The organism is Dietzia sp. Die43 (assembly GCF_024519835.1).
In the GTDB taxonomy this organism is placed as follows: Bacteria; Actinomycetota; Actinomycetes; order Mycobacteriales; family Mycobacteriaceae; genus Dietzia; species Dietzia kunjamensis.
In genome coordinates this window covers 168,664-184,389 of the sequence record NZ_JALJRF010000003.1, presented here as the reverse complement: position 1 = coordinate 184,389, position 15,726 = coordinate 168,664, and the positions used below count along the sequence as shown (strand labels likewise).

Here is a 15,726-nt window from a genome sequence, read left to right as displayed (position 1 = left end):
GTCCGGCGGATGCCGCCGCGATGGGCGACAATGACCAGGTGAGTCATTGGAACGCGCCCGTCGCCGCCGGCCCCGTCGACGCGGACGTCACCATCCCCGGGTCCAAGTCACTGACCAACCGTGCTCTGGTGCTCGCGGCGCTGGCCGACGGCCCCTCCCGCCTGGTCGGCACGCTGCGCAGTCGGGACACCGATCTCATGATCGGCGCGCTGCAGGCGCTGGGGACACGCATCGAGGGACCGTCCGGACCGCTCGGCCCGGGTGACACCGACCTCGTCATCACCCCCGGTGAGCTGCGGGGCGCCGACGTCGAGTGTGGACTGGCCGGCACGGTGATGCGCTTCGTCCCGTCGGTCGCCGCCCTGGCGACCGGCCGGTCCACCTTCGACGGCGACCCCGCGGCCCGTGTCCGCCCGCAGGCCACCGTGCTCGACGCCCTGCGCGCACTGGGCGCCGCCATCACCGGGGGCAGCCTGCCGTTCACCGTCGACGGCACCGGCTCTCTGCGGGGCGGCCGCGTCGAGATGGACGCCTCCGCCTCCTCGCAGTTCGTCTCCGGCCTGCTGCTCTCCGCCGCGCGGTTCGACGAGGGCGCGGAGTTGGTCCACGTCGGCGCCTCGCCGGTCCCCTCCGGGCCGCACATCGAGATGACCCTGGAGATGCTCCGCGAGTCCGGCGTCGCCGTCGACCAGCCGACCCCGTCCTCATGGCGGGTCGCGCCGAGTGCGATCGCGGCCGTCGACAGGGTCGTCGAACCGGACCTGTCCAACGCCACCCCGTTCCTCGCCGCCGCCGCGGTCACCGGCGGGACCGTCCGCGTCCCGCACTGGCCCGCCGCCACCACCCAGCCCGGGGACGCCATCCGTGGCATCCTGCGGGACATGGGCGCGTCGGTCACGCTCGAAGACGCCGACGGTGCGGGCCACGGCACCCTCGTCGTCGTCGGACCCGAGCGCCTGTCCCCCGTCGACCTGGACCTGTCCGCCATCGGCGAGCTCACCCCCACCGTCGCCGCGCTGTGCGCGCTCGCCGACGGCCCCTCCCGGCTCACCGGCATCGCGCACCTGCGCGGACACGAGACCGACCGCCTCGCCGCGCTCGCCGCGGAACTCGGCGCCGTGGGCTGCGGCGTCACCGAGCTCGACGACGGCCTCGAGATCACCCCGGCCCCGCTGCACGGCGCGCCCTGGTGCGCCTACGCCGACCACCGCATGGCCACCGCCGGCGCCATCATCGGCCTCGTGGCCCCGGGCGTCGGGGTCGACGACGTCGAGTCCACCTCCAAGACCATGCCCGGCTTCACCGCGATGTGGGCCGACATGCTCGCCGGACAGGGCTGACGGGCGGCCATGCCGAGCGGACGGGGTGCGGGCAGCGCACGGGGGTGGGACGAGTCCGACGTCCGGGTCCGGCCCGGGAAGGGCTCACGCCCCAGGACCAAACGTCGGCCCAGCCATGACGACGCCGCCGCCGCGATGATCGTCGCCGTCGACCGCGGGCGCTGGGGCTGCGTCCTGCTCGACGACGGCCCCGACCACACCGCCGGGACCCGCGTCGTCGCCATGCGGGCCCGCGAGCTCGGCCGGACCCCCGTGGTGGTGGGTGACCGCGTGGGCGTCGTCGGCGACCTCACCGGCGCGCGCGACACCCTCGCCCGGATCGTCCGCGTCGAGGAACGCTCGACGGTGCTGCGCCGGACCGCCGACGACTCCGACCCCTACGAGCGGGTCGTGGTGGCCAACGCCGAGCTCCTGCTCATCGTCGTGGCCGTCGCCGACCCCCCGCCGCGCGCCGGGTTCGTCGCCCGCGCCCTCGTCGCCGCCTACACCGGGGGGCTGGACCCGGTCCTGTGCCTGACCAAGGGCGACCTGGACGACCCGTCGGTGTTCGCCGCCGAATTCGCCGAACTCGACGTGCCGGTCCTCCGGGTGGGGGTCGACGACGAGCTGAACGACCTCCACGACCTGATCGACGGCCGGATCTCCGCGATGATCGGACACTCGGGCGTCGGCAAATCGACGTTGGTCAACCGCCTGGTCCCCGATGCATACAGGGCGACGGGCGTGGTCTCCGGCGTCGGCAAGGGCCGACACACCTCCACGCAGTCCGTCGCACTCGAACTGGCGACCGGCGGCTGGGTGGTGGACACCCCCGGCATCCGAAGTTTCGGGCTGGCGCACGTCTCCCCCGACGACGTGGTGGCCGCGTTCTCCGACCTCGACGAGATCGCCCGCGAGTGCCCGCGCGGATGCACCCACCAGGGCCCGCCCGCGGACCCCGAGTGTGCCTTCGACGCCGTCACCGACCCGGCCGTGCACCGCCGGGCGCTGGCGGTGCGTGAACTACTGGGGGCGCTGCAGTCCAACGACCCGTGGGCGCTGGGGTTCGACCAGGACTGATCCGGTGGACTGCGGCGGGGCGTGGCCCCGCCGACGGTCGTGATCCGGCCGGCGCCCGGGCCTCACGGGGGCGCCGGCCGGCCGATCAGATCTTGATCTCGACGTCCCCCAGCGCCACCGAGACGCAGGTCTGGATCCGCTCCCCCGGACCGTGGTCGGTGCCGTTGCGCAGGTCGCGGACGTGGCCCTCCTCCAGGCCCACGACGCACGTCTGGCAGATACCCATCCGGCAACCGAACGGCATCTGCACGCCCACGCTCTCCCCGCCCTCGAGGATCGTGGTGGCCCCGTCGAGCTCCACCGTCTTGTCGGTCGAGCCGTACTTGACCGTCCCGCCCGACGCGCCCGCGTTGCGGTCCACGGTGAAACGCTCCATGTGGAGATCGTCCCGTCCCGTGGCCTCGAAGTGCTCGGTCAGCTCGTCGAGCATCGCCGAGGGCCCGCACGCCCAGGTGGGACGCTCCGACCAGTCCGGCACGAGCGCCGACATCTGCTCGGAGTCGATGCGGCCGTCCTCGCTGGTCACCCGCAGGTGCAGCGTGTAACCCGGCTGGGTGCGCTCCAGCGCGAGGAGCTCGTCGTGGAACAGTGCGTCATCACGGTCGCGGATCGAGTGGACGTGCACCACGTCGGGGAACCCCTCGTCGGCCGAGCGGCGGTCCAGCGACCGCAGCATGCCCATCACCGGGGTGATGCCCGAGCCGGCGGTGACGAACATCAGCTTCTCGGGCGTGGGCGAGGGCAGGTGGAAATCACCGGCCGGCGCCTGCAGCCGGACGATCATCCCCGGCTCGACCGTTCCGACGATGTGGTTGCTCAGCAGCCCCTCCGGCAGGGCCTTGACCGTCACCGAGTACTCGCCACGCCCCGTCGTGGGCGCCGACGTCAACGAGTACGAGCGCCAGGTCCACCGGCCGTTGAGCAGGACGCCGATCCCCAGGTACTGACCGGGACGGTACTCGGGCGTGGCGCCCCAGCCCGGCTTGATCACGAGGGTCACCGCGTCGTCGGCCTCACGGCGCACGGAGACGATCTCGCCGCGCAGCTCGCGGGACGACCACAGCGGGTAGATGAGCGAGGAGTAGTCGTCCATCCGCAGCGGGTGGGTGAGGCGGTTGAGGAACGTACGCGCCCCCCGCGGCTCCGGAACCCGCGCGGCCGCCGCACGCAGGACGCGATTGAGCCCACTTCTCGACTCGGACACTGGTGCCTCCTTGAAAACGGATCCCCGCGGCCCGGGGGTCGGACCGCCGCTTCCGGACTATGAACCTACGGTAGCGTAGGTTCCCGTCCGGCGGGATCCCCCCGGGCCGATTCTCCACGCCGTCGACCCGGGTCCGCAGGCGATCGGGGCAGTCCCGGCATCCGGGCGGTGTCCGGCCCGGGTGCGCCCGCACCCCTAGAGCAGCGTGAGCAGGAACGGCAGTTCCACCGCGTCGTACCACGCCAGGTCCACGTCGAGGGCGTCACCGACGGTGAGCTCGGCGTCCTCGTCCCCCAGATCCGCACGGTCCACCACCTCGACCGCGTCCTTCACCAGGTCCACGGCCCCGGCCAGATCAACGTGGACGGCGGCGATCTCCGCGGTCCCCACCGTGGCACCGTCCAGCCGCACCACGGCGGTGTCCAGGTCCGGCCGCGGCTGAACCCGCCCGTCTGGGACGTCCGCGCTCACCACGACCCGCCGGTACGGGTGGGCCTCGTGCGCGGCGCCGGAGTCGAGTTCACCGCCGAGCAGCCGGAGCGACGCCCGCGCGGCCTCGAGGAACGCCACGTGTTCGATCTCCTCCATGTCGCCCTCGGCGTAGGACTCGATGAGCGCGGGGGTCGCCGCGAACGCGGTGCCGCTCCGCACGGGCATCTCCCCTTCCTCGAGCAGGGTCTCGAGCATCGCCATGGTGGCGGGGACGAACAAACGCATGATGGACTCTCCTCGGGCGGGTGATGGTCAGCAGGCGGTGCCGCTCAACCGGCGGTGCCGGTGAGCTCGTCCAACGCGGACGAGATGAGCTCTCCGATCTCCTCCACGTCCGGGACGGCCTGGCGATCCGAGGTGAACCCGCAGTACACGGTCCCGGCATAGCTGCTCATCGACACGGCCAACGCCTGCCCCTCGAGCAGGGCCGGGACGGGGTAGACCTCGACGAGTTCGCCATCGCCCCAGAACACCTTGCGCTGGGGACCGGGCGCGTTCGTGACGACCAGGTCGTAGCTCTCCGACGGCAACATAATCGCCGCCCGGGAGGCCAGCGCGTGCAGGGTGGGCGGAGCGAACCCGGACAGCCGCGCCAGGGACTTGGCCCCCACGGCCTCACGCGGATGACGCTGGGTGGCCGTCTCGCGGGCGATCTGCGCCAGACGCATACGGGGATTGGGCTCCCCGACCGGCATGCCGATCAGCGCCGAGGCGATCTCCGCCGAGGTGGCGTCGCTCTGGTTCTCCGACCCGTCGGCCTCCGAGGTCACCGCCATCGGCACGATCGCCCTGAGCGTGTCCGACGTGGACAGGGGGTGGCCGCACGACAGGATCCAGGACCGCAGGGCCCCGCAAAGCACGGCGAGCACCACGTCATTGACCTTGCAGGAGTGCTCCCGGGCGATCTCCCGCGCCTGCGCCAGTGGAAACGCCGCCAGCCCGACCCGGCTCCCGCGGGGCCGGGTGGTGCGGAACATCTCCGCCAGGCCGCCGGCGGGACGGAGCACCGACAGGCTGGCCGCGCCGACCAGTCCGCGGGTGGCCCGCTCCAGCGCGTGAGCCAGGCGGGCCGAGCGGCGCACCAGCTCCAGGGGGTCGGTCGCGATGGTCATGAGCGCGTCCAGGACGAGGACCCCGTCCCCGGGCGCCGGCACCGGGGTCCACGTGGCGACCTCGTCGACATCCGCGGAGGCCCGCTCGTCCGTCACGAGCACCTGGGCGAGATCCACGGCGTGGGGACCGCCCAGCAGCGCATGGTGCGTCTTGGTGAGGATCGCCAACCGTCCATCCGGAAGCCCCTCGATGAGGTACAGCTCCCACAGCGGGCGATCCGCCTCCAGTGGCCTGTCGACGAGCCGCGCCACGAGGTCGGCCAGCTGCCGCATCCCGCCGGGAGCGGGGAGCGCCGACCGCCGGACGTGGAAACTGAGGTCGAAGTCCGGGTCGTCCACCCACACGGCCCTGGCCAGGGAGAAGGGGATGTGCCGGATCCGTTGACGGTACCGGGGCGCGTCGGCCAGGCGGGCGTCGACGAACTCCATGACGCGGTCGATGTCCCACGGTTCGTCCCTGGCGACCAGCGCCAACGAGCACGAGTGCCTGCTCCGGGAACGCGTGGCGTCACCGAGGAGCAGATCCGCGTCCGCGGTGGCCAACCTGGTCGCCACGGTGTCAGACCACCTCGTCCAACCCGAGGAGTCCCCGGATCTCCACGGCCGCGCGGTCAAACACCTGGTAGAACACGCCGATCATGCCGGTCCGCACGGCGCCGAGGACGTTCTCGATGGCGTCGTCGACCATCACGCACTCCCGCGGCTCGAGTTCGAGCCGGCGCGCCGCCTCCAGGAACGCCTCGGGCTCGGGCTTCTCCACCCCGGTCACACCGCTGAGCACCACGTGCTCGATCCCGAGATCGCGGGCGTCCTCGCGGACACGGTCCGCCCCCGGCCCCTCGGGTTCATTGCTCAGCACGGCGAGACGGACGTCATTCGCCCTCGCACCGGTCAGGATCGACCGCCAGTTCTCACGGTCCTCCTCCGTGCCGTCCAGCACCCCGAAGTAGTCGACTATCAGTCCACGCATGGGGACAGCCTAGGCAACACCCGGGCACGGTGCAGTAGGCGAGGTGGAACCGGGCGCCCGTTCCGGCGCGTCATGAGGGGTAGAGCACGCCAGACCACCCCGGGTCCGGCGCGGGAGGGAGCAGACCCCAGATGACACCGACGCCCGTTTCACCACCCACGACGGTGCGGCCTCCCCCGTCGGCCGGAACCGATCGGGACACCGGACGCGTGCGGCCCCTGCCCTCCACCGAACCCGCGCCGGGAGTGCCGGGCGCCGTGTGTCCGACGGATCGGGAGTGCGTCGTCACCCCGTCCGCCAGGCCGGTGCCCGCTCCGGAACGCGGCGTGCCGGTCCCCGCGCGGCGGGCCGCGCACGCCCTGGTCGTCATGGCGCTGGAGGTCGTGGACCGCAGGCGGGCGCCGCACCACACCCGGGGCGCGTTCCCGCCCCATCTGGCGGAGATGCTGCGCACGCTCGCGCGGGACGGTGTGCCCGGGCAGCACCTCGGCCCGGCCAGGATCCACCGGCTGCACATCCACGCTGCCGACCCCGGCAGGGCGGAATCAGGCAGGGCGGAATCATGCGGGGCGGAGCCCGGGAAGGGTACGGACGCGGAGGCGGTGGACTACGAGGTCTGCGCCACGTACGCCCGCGGGCCGCGACTGTTCGCCGTCGCGGCCCGCATTCGGGTGACGCCCACCGGTGCCGGCTGCGTGGCCCTCAGGCTGGTGTGAGACACCCCGCGGACCGACGGGGGTGCCGGGTCAGTCCCGGCGGCCCCTCGAGGCGGCCTTGGCCGCCCTCTCGCGGCGCTCGGCGCGTTGCTGCCGCTCCTGCGAGCGACGCTCGGCCCGGTTCGCGGAGGCACCCTCGTCGACCAGCTCCGGGTCGCCACTCTCCGAAGGCCCGGAGAACTGCATCTGATCCGCACTCACGTCCCTGCCGGTGCCGGCGGCCCGGAGGATCGGGTTGGCGCCGGCGAGCGCCGCCGCCTGCGACGCGGAGGGACCGGCCATCGCCTTCTGCTGCTGGTTGGCCTCGACCTTAACGTTGAACAGGAACGCCACCGTCTCCTCGCGGACGCCGTCCATCATCACCGAGAACATGTCGTAGCCCTCGCGCTGGTACTCGACGAGCGGATCACGCTGGGCCATCGCGCGGAGGCCGATGCCTTCCTTGAGGTAGTCCATCTCGTAGAGGTGCTCGCGCCACTTACGGTCGAGGACCTGCAACATGACCGACCGCTCGAGCTGACGCATGGCACCCTCGCCGCCGATGCCCTCGATCTCTGCCTCACGCTCGTCGTAGCGGGCGAAGACGTCGTCGAGGACGGCGTCCTTGAGGTTCTTGGCGGACAGGTCGCCGGACGACCCGTACTCGTCGCCGTCGATGATGTCCTGCGCCGCGATCGTCACCGGGTAGAGCTGGTGGAGCGCGTCCCACAGCTTGTCCAGGTCCCAGTCCTCGACGTACCCCTCGGCGGTGGCACCGTCGACGTAGGCGCTGACGACCTGGTAGATCATCGACTCGACCTGGTCGGTGATGTCCTCGCCCTCGAGGATCCGCTTGCGCTCACGGTAGATCACCGTGCGCTGCTGGTTCATGACCTCGTCGTATTTGAGGACGTCCTTGCGGATCTCGAAGTTCTGCGACTCGACCTGCGTCTGCGCGTTCTTCACGGCCCGCGAGACCATGCCGGCCTCGATCGGCACGTCGTCGGGCAGGCTCAGACGATTCATGATCGCCTCCACGGCGGCACCGTTGAAACGCCTCATGAGCTCGTCACCCAGCGACAGGTAGAAGCGTGACTCCCCCGGGTCGCCCTGGCGTCCCGAGCGGCCGCGCAGCTGGTTGTCGATGCGCCGGGAGTCGTGCCGCTCGGTGCCGAGCACGTACAGGCCGCCGGCCTGGCGGACCCGCTCGGCCTCCTCCTTGGTGAGCTTGCGCATCCGCTCGATCTCGGTGTCCCAGGCCTGCTCGTACTCCTCAGGGGTGGTGACCGGGTCGAGTCCGCGCTCGCGCAGGTTGAGGTCGGCGATGATGTCCGGGTTGCCGCCGAGGACGATGTCGGTGCCGCGGCCGGCCATGTTCGTGGCGACCGTGACGGCACCGGGCCGTCCGGCCTGCGCGATGATCTGCGCCTCCGAAGCGTGGAACTTGGCGTTGAGGACGTGGTGCTTGATGCCCTTGCGCGTGAGCAGCTTGGACAGGTGCTCACTGCGCTCGACCGAGGCGGTGCCCACGAGCACCGGCTGCTTCTTCTCGACCCGCTCGGCGATGTCCTCCACGACGGCGGCGAACTTCGCCTCCTCCGTCTTGTAGATGAGGTCCGCCTGGTCCTCGCGGGCCATCGGCCGGTTGGTCGGGATGGGCATGACCTCGAGCTTGTAGATCGAGTAGAGCTCGGCGGCCTCGGTCTCGGCCGTGCCCGTCATGCCCGCCAGCTTGTCGTACAGCCGGAAGTAGTTCTGCAGGGTGATGGTGGCCAGCGTCTGGTTCTCGGCCTTGATCTCGACCCGCTCCTTGGCCTCGATCGCCTGGTGCATGCCCTCGTTGTAGCGACGCCCGTCGAGGACGCGGCCGGTGAACTCGTCGACGATGATCACGTCGCCGTCGCGGACGATGTAGTCCTTGTCCTTGGTGAACAGCTCCTTGGCTTTGATGGAGTTATTCAGGTAGCTCACCAGTGGCGAGTTCGCGGCCTCGTAGAGGTTGTCGATCCCGAGCTGGTCCTCGACGAACTCCACGCCCTGCTCGGTCACGCCGATGGTCCGCTTCTTGCGGTCGACCTCGTAGTGGGTCCCCTCCTCCAGCAGCGGGGCGATGCGCGCGAACTCGCCGTACCACTTGCTGGAACCGTCGGCGGGGCCCGAGATGATGAGCGGGGTGCGTGCCTCGTCGATGAGGATCGAGTCGACCTCGTCCACGATCGCGTAGTTGTGGCCGCGCTGGACCAGGTCGGCGGTGTCGTGCGCCATGTTGTCGCGCAGGTAGTCGAAGCCGAACTCGTTGTTGGTCCCGTAGGTGATGTCGGCATGATAGGCCTCGCGGCGCTGCGCCGGGGTCATCCCGCCGAGGATCGCTCCCACCGACAGGCCCAGGAAGCGGTGGACGCGACCCATCCATTCCGCGTCGCGCTTGGCCAGGTAGTCGTTGACGGTGACCACGTGCACGCCGTTCCCGGCGAGGGCGTTGAGGTAGGCCGGCAACACACAGGTCAGGGTCTTGCCCTCACCGGTCTTCATCTCGGCGACCGAGCCGGTGTGCAGCACGATGGCGCCGATGATCTGCACCTTGTAGGGCTTCTGACCGAGGACCCGGTGGGCCGCCTCGCGGGCCACCGCGAAGGCCTCCGGGAGGAGCTCGTCCAACGTCTCCCCGTCGGCGACGCGACGCCTGAACTCGTCGGTCTTTGCCCGCAGTTCGTCGTCGCTCAGCTTCTCCGTCTCGTCGGCGAGTGTGTCCACGTAGTCGGCGAGAGCGGTGTACTTCTTGAGCTTTCGCCCCTCGCCGGCACGGAGCAGCTTGGAAAGAATCGACACAGTCTCGAACGTCCTCGTGGTCGGGGAAGTGGTCGTGGATACGGCGACCTGCGTGGCGACACGCCGGCCCGTCCTCATCCTAGGTGCTGTGGGCCGTCGTGACACGCCGAGGGCGGTCCGGTCAGGGGGGACCGGACCGCCCTCGGGGGTTACGGGACGGGGCCGTCAGCCCTCGTCGCTCAGGGTGATGAGCCCGTAGTCGAACGCGTGCCGGCGGTAGACGACGGTGGCGCGTCCGGTCTCGGTATCCCGGAAGAGATAGAAGTCGTGGCCCACCAGCTCCATCTTCTCGAGTGCCTCGTCGACCGACATCGGGGTGCCGTCGTGCTCCTTCTTCCGCACGATCTGTCCCGGCATCTGCTCGTCGACCCCGTCGTTGTACTCGGCGCCGTCGACCCCGTCCAGCATCTCGGCCGGGGCGGCGTCGGCCGTCAGCTCGGCGGTCGCCTCGGCGACGGACTGGGGGCGCCGGTGGCCGGAGTGACTGATCTTGCGCCGCGTGCGGGCCTTGCGCATCTGACGCTCGAGCTTGGCGACCGCCGACTCGAGGGCCGCGTAGAAGGTGTCCTCGGCCGCCTCCGCGCGAGCGACGCCGGGCTTGCCCTTGAGGGTGATCTCGATGCGCTGGCTCACCTTGGACAGCCGCGGGTTGTTCTCGTGCAGCAGGATCACGTCGAACCGTTGGATGGCCGGCGAGATCTTCTCGATCTTCGCGAGCTTGGCGTTGATGCGGCTCGCGAAGTGTTCGGGGACCTCGACATTGCGGCCACGGATGGTGACCGGGGCCTCCGGCGTACCGGGGTCGTCTGTCGACGGACCGTCGAAGGTGGCGGGATCAAGCAGGACTGCGGGGGTCTTCGCCATCGAAGCTCCTCCTCATCGGGCCTGCGGCGGACCGCTGCGGCCGATCCGGTAACCGCCCGGAATCCCGGCCGAAGGGGCCACCCACATGGCTGAGTGGATACTCTGCAGACGCTGTCCACCGGAGCCGCCAGGCGGCGAACGTGCTGGTGAACGTGTCCAAAACCCACCCTACCCCCTCGCGTGGGCGCGGACCCGCGGACCGCGAAGGTCGCGTCGACCCCTCCCCCGCGGGGAGTCGTCCGCCGTCAGGCGGCGGTCACGGCGAGCACACCCGTGACGCGCAGCCCGCCCGCGTCCAGGACCGCGACGCACTGCGCGGCAGTGGCGCCCGTGGTGACCACGTCGTCGACGAGGAGCACGGTCGACGGTGTCCCCAACAGGGCGGGCACGGTCGCCGGCGCCCCCGGGGTCGCCCGCAACCCGGTGCCCACCGGGCGGCGGCGGATCCGCCCCGAGAGATTGTCCGCGCGGGCCTGCGCGCCGAGCCCGGCCGCGTCCCGCACCCGTCCCCGGACCTCGAGGAGCGGGGCCACCACCACCGGCCCGCCCGGCACCGAGCCGGCGAGCTCGGCGGCGAGGACGTCCACCACGCCGCGGACGTGGTCGAACCCCCGCCGCCGCCGGGCCCGCGCCGACGCGGGCGCGGGCACCAGCACGGTGGGGCGGTCGCCCGCCTCCGCGATCTCCCCGTCTGCCCGGAGCACGTCGACGGCCGCGGCCAGGGCCGCTCCGAGTGGCCGTGCCAGGTCAGCCCGCCCGCGGTCCTTGTAGGCCGACACCGCCCGGGCGGCCGGGCCGGCGTGCCGGGACAGCGCCCAGACCGGCACCCGCAGGTCGGCGCGGGTCCGCACTCCCAGCGGGGCGCCCGCGAGTGTGGCGGCGCAGTCCGGGCACCACCGGTGACGGGGGCGGCCGCATCCGGCGCATTCCACGGGTACGACCAGGTCGGCGAGAGCCGCGGTCCAGGTCTCCCCGCCGCGCCACCGGGCCGGCGCACCCTCGTCCCCGGCGGTCACCGGCTCAGCCCGCCACCACCGGGTCCGCGCGGATGGCGGCCAGTCCGGCGATCTCCCGCCAGTACCTGTCACCGGTGTCGGCACCGGTGTCGAGTCGCAGCAGGGACCGCCGGTCCACCACGTAGATCTCGCGCCCGGCCGCCGCGACCGCGGTCACCGGTCCCGAGATGTTTCGCTGGGACAACGGCTCGGCGATCGCCCCGTCCACGGAGACGGTCGCGACGGGGGCCTCGGTGGTGTCGCGACCCACGACGATCGTGGACCGGTCCCGCCACGCCACGGCGGTGACGGTCTCCCCGAGTGCGCGGCCGACCTGGCGGAACGTGCCCGGCAGCGGTTGTCCGGTCTCGGCGGACAACGCGCCGATGAACACCTTGCCGTCGACGACCACGGCCAGTTGGGTTCCGGACTGGTCGATACGCAGGCCGGTCACCCTCGCCCCGAGGGCGAGCAGCGGCCCGGCGTCCATCTCCTGGACGGCGGGGGCGTTCTCGCCCATCCCGATACGGAGCAGTCGCGCGTCGTCGACCAGCACCCAGGCCCGCCCGGTCACCGGGTGGAACGTCGGGCCGGCCACCGTCCCGGCGGTGAGGGCCTCGGCGGGCGCGCCGTCGATCGGCCCCACCAGGACACGGCGCGGTCCGATCTCCCCCTCCCCGGTCACCACGGCGAGGTTGCGTCCGTCGTGGGAGATCACCGCGCTGGTGCCGCCGCGCACCTCCGACCAGGGCCCCGAGGCCGGTCGTGCGCCGCCGGCCTCGAGCCGCACCAACCCGTCCGCGGCGGTGAGGGCGTATCGCATGGGCTCCGCCGGCGGGTAGGGGTCGAAGTCACGGACGTCCTCGGTGGTCCACCCGGTCGCGTATCGCTCGTCGAGGGGGGCGCCGTCCCGCTCGAGGCGGTAGGGGCCGGGGACGTCGGCGCGGGCGAGGGTCCACACGACCTGCGCGGCGAACTGGGTGGTGGCCTGGCTGCTGAGGACCGGCAATCCGGCGAAGTCGATGGTGGTGCCCGCGGCGTCGACGCCGTCCTCGTCCTCGTCGGGGCGGACGGAGACGGAGGCTGGGACGCGGGACAGGACCGCGTCGGTGAGTCCGGGCCGGGGGCCGGTGGCGAGCAGATTGACGAGCGAGTACTCGAGATCGGTGCGATCGGCGGCCGTCCAGCGCGGGTCCGGGACGAGCGCGTCACCGGATCCGGAGAGGAAGAACAGGTCCCGTTGCGCGTAGGTCGACAAGAACTCGGCCTTCTCGATCACCACCCCGGGCGGCAGTTCGTCGATGCGCCACTGGCCGTCGGTGCGGGTCAGGCCGATGGTGACCTCGAGTTGGCCGACGTCCTCGCGGAAGATGCCGCCGGGGTCGAGGGTGCCGACCTTCTCCGCACGCAGCGTGTACTCGGCGCGGTCGGCCGACCGGCCGCCCTCGGCGCTGAGGTCGGCGCGCAGCACGATGATGGTCTCCGCGAGGTCGTCCCAGTTCTCGGCGGCGTCCGGGGTGAGGAACTGACGGGCGGCGGCGTGCCGCTGATCGGCGATCGCCGCGGCCTTGAGGAAGTCGCGGACCAGGAGGTCCGGTTCCTGGTCCGGTACCGGTGTGGGGACCGACAGTTCGCTGCCCTCCGGCGAGAAGGTGTCGATGACCTGGGGGGACGACGACGAGGGCAGCGTGGCGCACCCGGTCGCCGCAAGCCCGGTCGCGCAGGCCAGCGCCACCGACACGAGCAGGGACCGGGGCCGGGTCATGGCCGGCTCTCCCCTGCCCCGGGGACCCGCTCGAGGGGGGTCGGCGAGCCGGTACGCACGAGCCTGGCCTCGTCCTCGGGGGTGAGGGGCAGCGGGCTGGAGGTGAGGGTGCCGCCGCGGCGCCGCGGGATGGTCAAACGGAAGCAGGACCCCTCCCCCGGGCTGCCCCAGCAGTCCAGCCGGCCCCCGTGGAGCTTGGCGTCCTCGAGGGCGATCGCCAGGCCGAGCCCGGTGCCGCCGGAACGTCGCACCCGTGAGGGGTCGGCGCGCCAGAAGCGGTTGAACACCCGGGTCTCCTCCCCGGGTTTGAGCCCCACCCCGTGGTCGCGGACCGAGACGGCGAGGGCGGCGTCCGAACACCGCAGGGTGACCTTCACCGGCTTGGACTCACTGTGGTCGAGCGCGTTCGCCACGAGGTTGCGCAGGATCCGCTCGACGCGCCGCGAGTCGACCTCGGCCATGACCGGCTCGTCGGGCATGTCGACCTCGACCTCCACCCCGGCGGCTTCGGCGATGTGGGCCACGGTGCCGACCGAGTCCGCGACGGAGGTGCGCACGTCCATCTCGGCCGTCGCGAGCTCGGCCATGCCGGCGTCGTGGCGGGAGACCTCGAGCAGGTCGGTGAGCAGGCTCTCGAACCGGTCGAGTTCGGATTCGAGCAGCTCCACCGCGCGTTTGGCGGGGGCGTCCAGGTCGGCGGCGGAGTCGGAGATGATGTCCGCCGCCATCCGGACGGTGGTCAGCGGGGTGCGTAGCTCGTGGGAGACATCTGAGGTGAACCGCTTCTGCAGGTCACCGAACTCCTCGAGCTGGGTGATCTGGTCCGAGAGGCTCTGCGCCATGTCGTTGAACGCCATGGCCAGGCGCGCGACGTCGTCCTCGCCGCGGATGACCATCCGTTCCTTGAGGTGGCCGTTGGCGAAGCGCTGGGCGATGGAGGCCGCCTGCCGCACGGGCAGGACGACCTGCCGGGCCACTATCCACGCGATCGCCGCGGACAGGACGATGATCGCCAGGCCCGCGGTGGCGACGATCCCCCGCATGATCCCGAGGGTCTGTTCCTCCGCGGTGAGCGGGTAGACGAGGTACAGCTCGAGTCCGGGAATGGAGGAGTCCGTCGGCGTGCCGAGCATGAGCGCCTTGGCCTGCTCGCCACGGAAGTCGACGGTGACGTACTGGGAGGCGATCCTGCCCCGCTGGACCAGGGACTGCAGCTCCGGTGGCACCTGCGCCCCGGAGGGGCTGACCACCTGGCCGCGGCCGGTCTGGTCCGGCACCACGAGGATCGGGTCGAAGGTGCCGGCGTGGACGGAGTCCCCGTCGGAGGCGAGCCCGCGGTCGCTGATGGCGCTCCGCGCCTGGTCGATCCGGGACTGCTCGCTCGTGCCCTCGTCGGTGGCGGCGATCTGCGCCTGCACCGTGAGGCGGAGCCTGCTGGCCTGCTCGATGGCCGCATCGAGTTTGGTCGACAGCAGCTGGGCGGCCATCTGGCTCTGCAACATGAACGCGATCGTGAGGATCACGCCCATCGACAGCGCCAGCGTGGAGGTGACGACCCGCAGCTGCAGCGACCGCCGCCACAGCCGCGCGATCCGACCGCCGATGGCGGCCGGGTCGAGTTCGGACAGTCGCTCCCGGAAGGTCGGTGACGAGTCGGTCACGTCCCGGGTGTCGGGCTCGTCCCCGGTGGACGCCACCGCGTCGTCGGGACGAGCGGTGGTCACGAGACCGGACCGGCCTTGTAGCCGACGCCGCGCACGGTGAGGACGACCTCCGGGTTCTCGGGGTCCTTCTCGATCTTCGCCCGCAGGCGCTGGACGTGGACGTTGACCAGCCGCGTGTCGGCCGAGTGGCGGTAGCCCCACACGTGTTCGAGCAGGACCTCACGCGTGAACACCTGGCGGGGCTTGCGGGCCAGTTCCACCAGGAGGTCGAACTCGAGCGGGGTGAGCGGGATCGGCGTGCCCTCGCGGGTGACCGTGTGCGCGGGGACGTCGATCGTCACGTCGCCGATGTGCAGGACCTCGCTGGGCTCGTCCTCGCCGCGACGCAGGCGGGCCCGGATGCGGGCCACCAGCTCCTTCGGCTTGAAGGGCTTCATGATGTAGTCGTCCGCGCCGGACTCCAGGCCGAGCACCACGTCGACGGTGTCGGTCTTGGCCGTGAGCATGACGATCGGCACCCGGGACTCGGCGCGGATCTCGCGGCACACGTCGATCCCGCTCTTGCCCGGCAGCATGAGGTCCAGCAGAACCAGGTCGGGCTGCACCGCGCGGAACGTCTCGATGGCCCGGACTCCGTCGCCGACGATCTCGGTCTCGAACCCCTCGCCCCGCAGGACGATGGTGAGCATCTCTGCCAGTGCGGCGTCGTCGTCGACGACGAGGATCTTCGGGGTCAT

13 protein-coding genes are annotated in these 15,726 nt (G+C 71.8%); 3 read left to right on the top strand and 10 right to left on the bottom strand.

Annotated features, from left to right (window positions below; genetic code table 11):
• The first annotated feature begins 20 nt into the window (after positions 1 to 20).
• Together aroA and rsgA are read left to right on the top strand one after the other, a co-directional pair.
• Positions 21 to 1,340: a 3-phosphoshikimate 1-carboxyvinyltransferase gene (gene aroA / locus NR111_RS03725; RefSeq protein ID WP_256819985.1), complete on the top strand. Its 1,320-nt coding sequence runs from the start codon at positions 21 to 23 to the stop codon at positions 1,338 to 1,340.
• Between the two features lie 9 nt (positions 1,341 to 1,349).
• Positions 1,350 to 2,399 carry a ribosome small subunit-dependent GTPase A gene (rsgA, locus tag NR111_RS03720; protein WP_256819914.1) on the top strand — a complete coding sequence of 350 codons (1,050 nt, stop codon included), beginning with the start codon at positions 1,350 to 1,352 and terminating at the stop codon, positions 2,397 to 2,399.
• 85 nt (positions 2,400 to 2,484) lie between these two features.
• Here the strand turns inward: rsgA and NR111_RS03715 are convergent, their stop codons facing one another.
• From NR111_RS03715 to NR111_RS03700, 4 genes are all read right to left on the bottom strand, one after another.
• The gene (locus tag NR111_RS03715; protein WP_067712304.1) at positions 2,485 to 3,603 is read right to left on the bottom strand and encodes a ferredoxin reductase; all 1,119 of its coding nucleotides are present in this window, start codon (positions 3,601 to 3,603) and stop codon (positions 2,485 to 2,487) included.
• Between the two features lie 195 nt (positions 3,604 to 3,798).
• Positions 3,799 to 4,320 carry a hypothetical protein gene (locus tag NR111_RS03710; RefSeq protein WP_256819913.1) on the bottom strand — a complete coding sequence of 174 codons (522 nt, stop codon included), beginning with the start codon at positions 4,318 to 4,320 and terminating at the stop codon, positions 3,799 to 3,801.
• Positions 4,321 to 4,364: 44 nt separating this feature from the next.
• Entirely contained in the window at positions 4,365 to 5,762 is a 1,398-nt protein-coding gene (locus NR111_RS03705; RefSeq protein ID WP_256819912.1) for a wax ester/triacylglycerol synthase family O-acyltransferase, read from the bottom strand.
• A 4-nt stretch (positions 5,763 to 5,766) separates the two neighbouring features.
• Positions 5,767 to 6,177, bottom strand: a complete 411-nt coding sequence (locus NR111_RS03700; RefSeq protein WP_067712297.1) for an HAD family hydrolase — start codon at positions 6,175 to 6,177, stop codon at positions 5,767 to 5,769.
• A 257-nt stretch (positions 6,178 to 6,434) separates the two neighbouring features.
• On the opposite strand from NR111_RS03700, the gene NR111_RS03695 reads away from it, so the two are divergent.
• Positions 6,435 to 6,893: a hypothetical protein gene (locus NR111_RS03695; protein WP_256819909.1), complete on the top strand. Its 459-nt coding sequence runs from the start codon at positions 6,435 to 6,437 to the stop codon at positions 6,891 to 6,893.
• A 30-nt stretch (positions 6,894 to 6,923) separates the two neighbouring features.
• On the opposite strand, the gene secA is transcribed toward NR111_RS03695, so the two are convergent.
• The 6 genes from secA to mtrA all read right to left on the bottom strand — a co-directional run bounded on the left by secA (position 6,924) and on the right by mtrA (position 15,726).
• Positions 6,924 to 9,701 carry a preprotein translocase subunit SecA gene (gene secA, locus NR111_RS03690; protein ID WP_154830292.1) on the bottom strand — a complete coding sequence of 926 codons (2,778 nt, stop codon included), beginning with the start codon at positions 9,699 to 9,701 and terminating at the stop codon, positions 6,924 to 6,926.
• A gap of 165 nt (positions 9,702 to 9,866) precedes the next feature.
• A complete protein-coding gene (gene hpf / locus NR111_RS03685; protein WP_120286161.1) occupies positions 9,867 to 10,565 on the bottom strand; it encodes a ribosome hibernation-promoting factor, HPF/YfiA family in 699 nt (232 codons plus the stop codon).
• A gap of 245 nt (positions 10,566 to 10,810) precedes the next feature.
• Positions 10,811 to 11,581, bottom strand: a complete 771-nt coding sequence (locus NR111_RS03680; protein ID WP_067712287.1) for a ComF family protein — start codon at positions 11,579 to 11,581, stop codon at positions 10,811 to 10,813.
• Between the two features lie 4 nt (positions 11,582 to 11,585).
• A complete protein-coding gene (locus NR111_RS03675) occupies positions 11,586 to 13,325 on the bottom strand; it encodes an LpqB family beta-propeller domain-containing protein (RefSeq protein WP_256819908.1) in 1,740 nt (579 codons plus the stop codon).
• A complete protein-coding gene (mtrB, locus tag NR111_RS03670; protein ID WP_154830294.1) occupies positions 13,322 to 15,049 on the bottom strand; it encodes an MtrAB system histidine kinase MtrB in 1,728 nt (575 codons plus the stop codon). The genes NR111_RS03675 and mtrB overlap by 4 nt, the downstream gene beginning before the upstream one ends.
• Positions 15,046 to 15,726 carry an MtrAB system response regulator MtrA gene (gene mtrA / locus NR111_RS03665; RefSeq protein WP_069388702.1) on the bottom strand — a complete coding sequence of 227 codons (681 nt, stop codon included), beginning with the start codon at positions 15,724 to 15,726 and terminating at the stop codon, positions 15,046 to 15,048. Before mtrA ends, mtrB begins: the two co-directional genes overlap by 4 nt.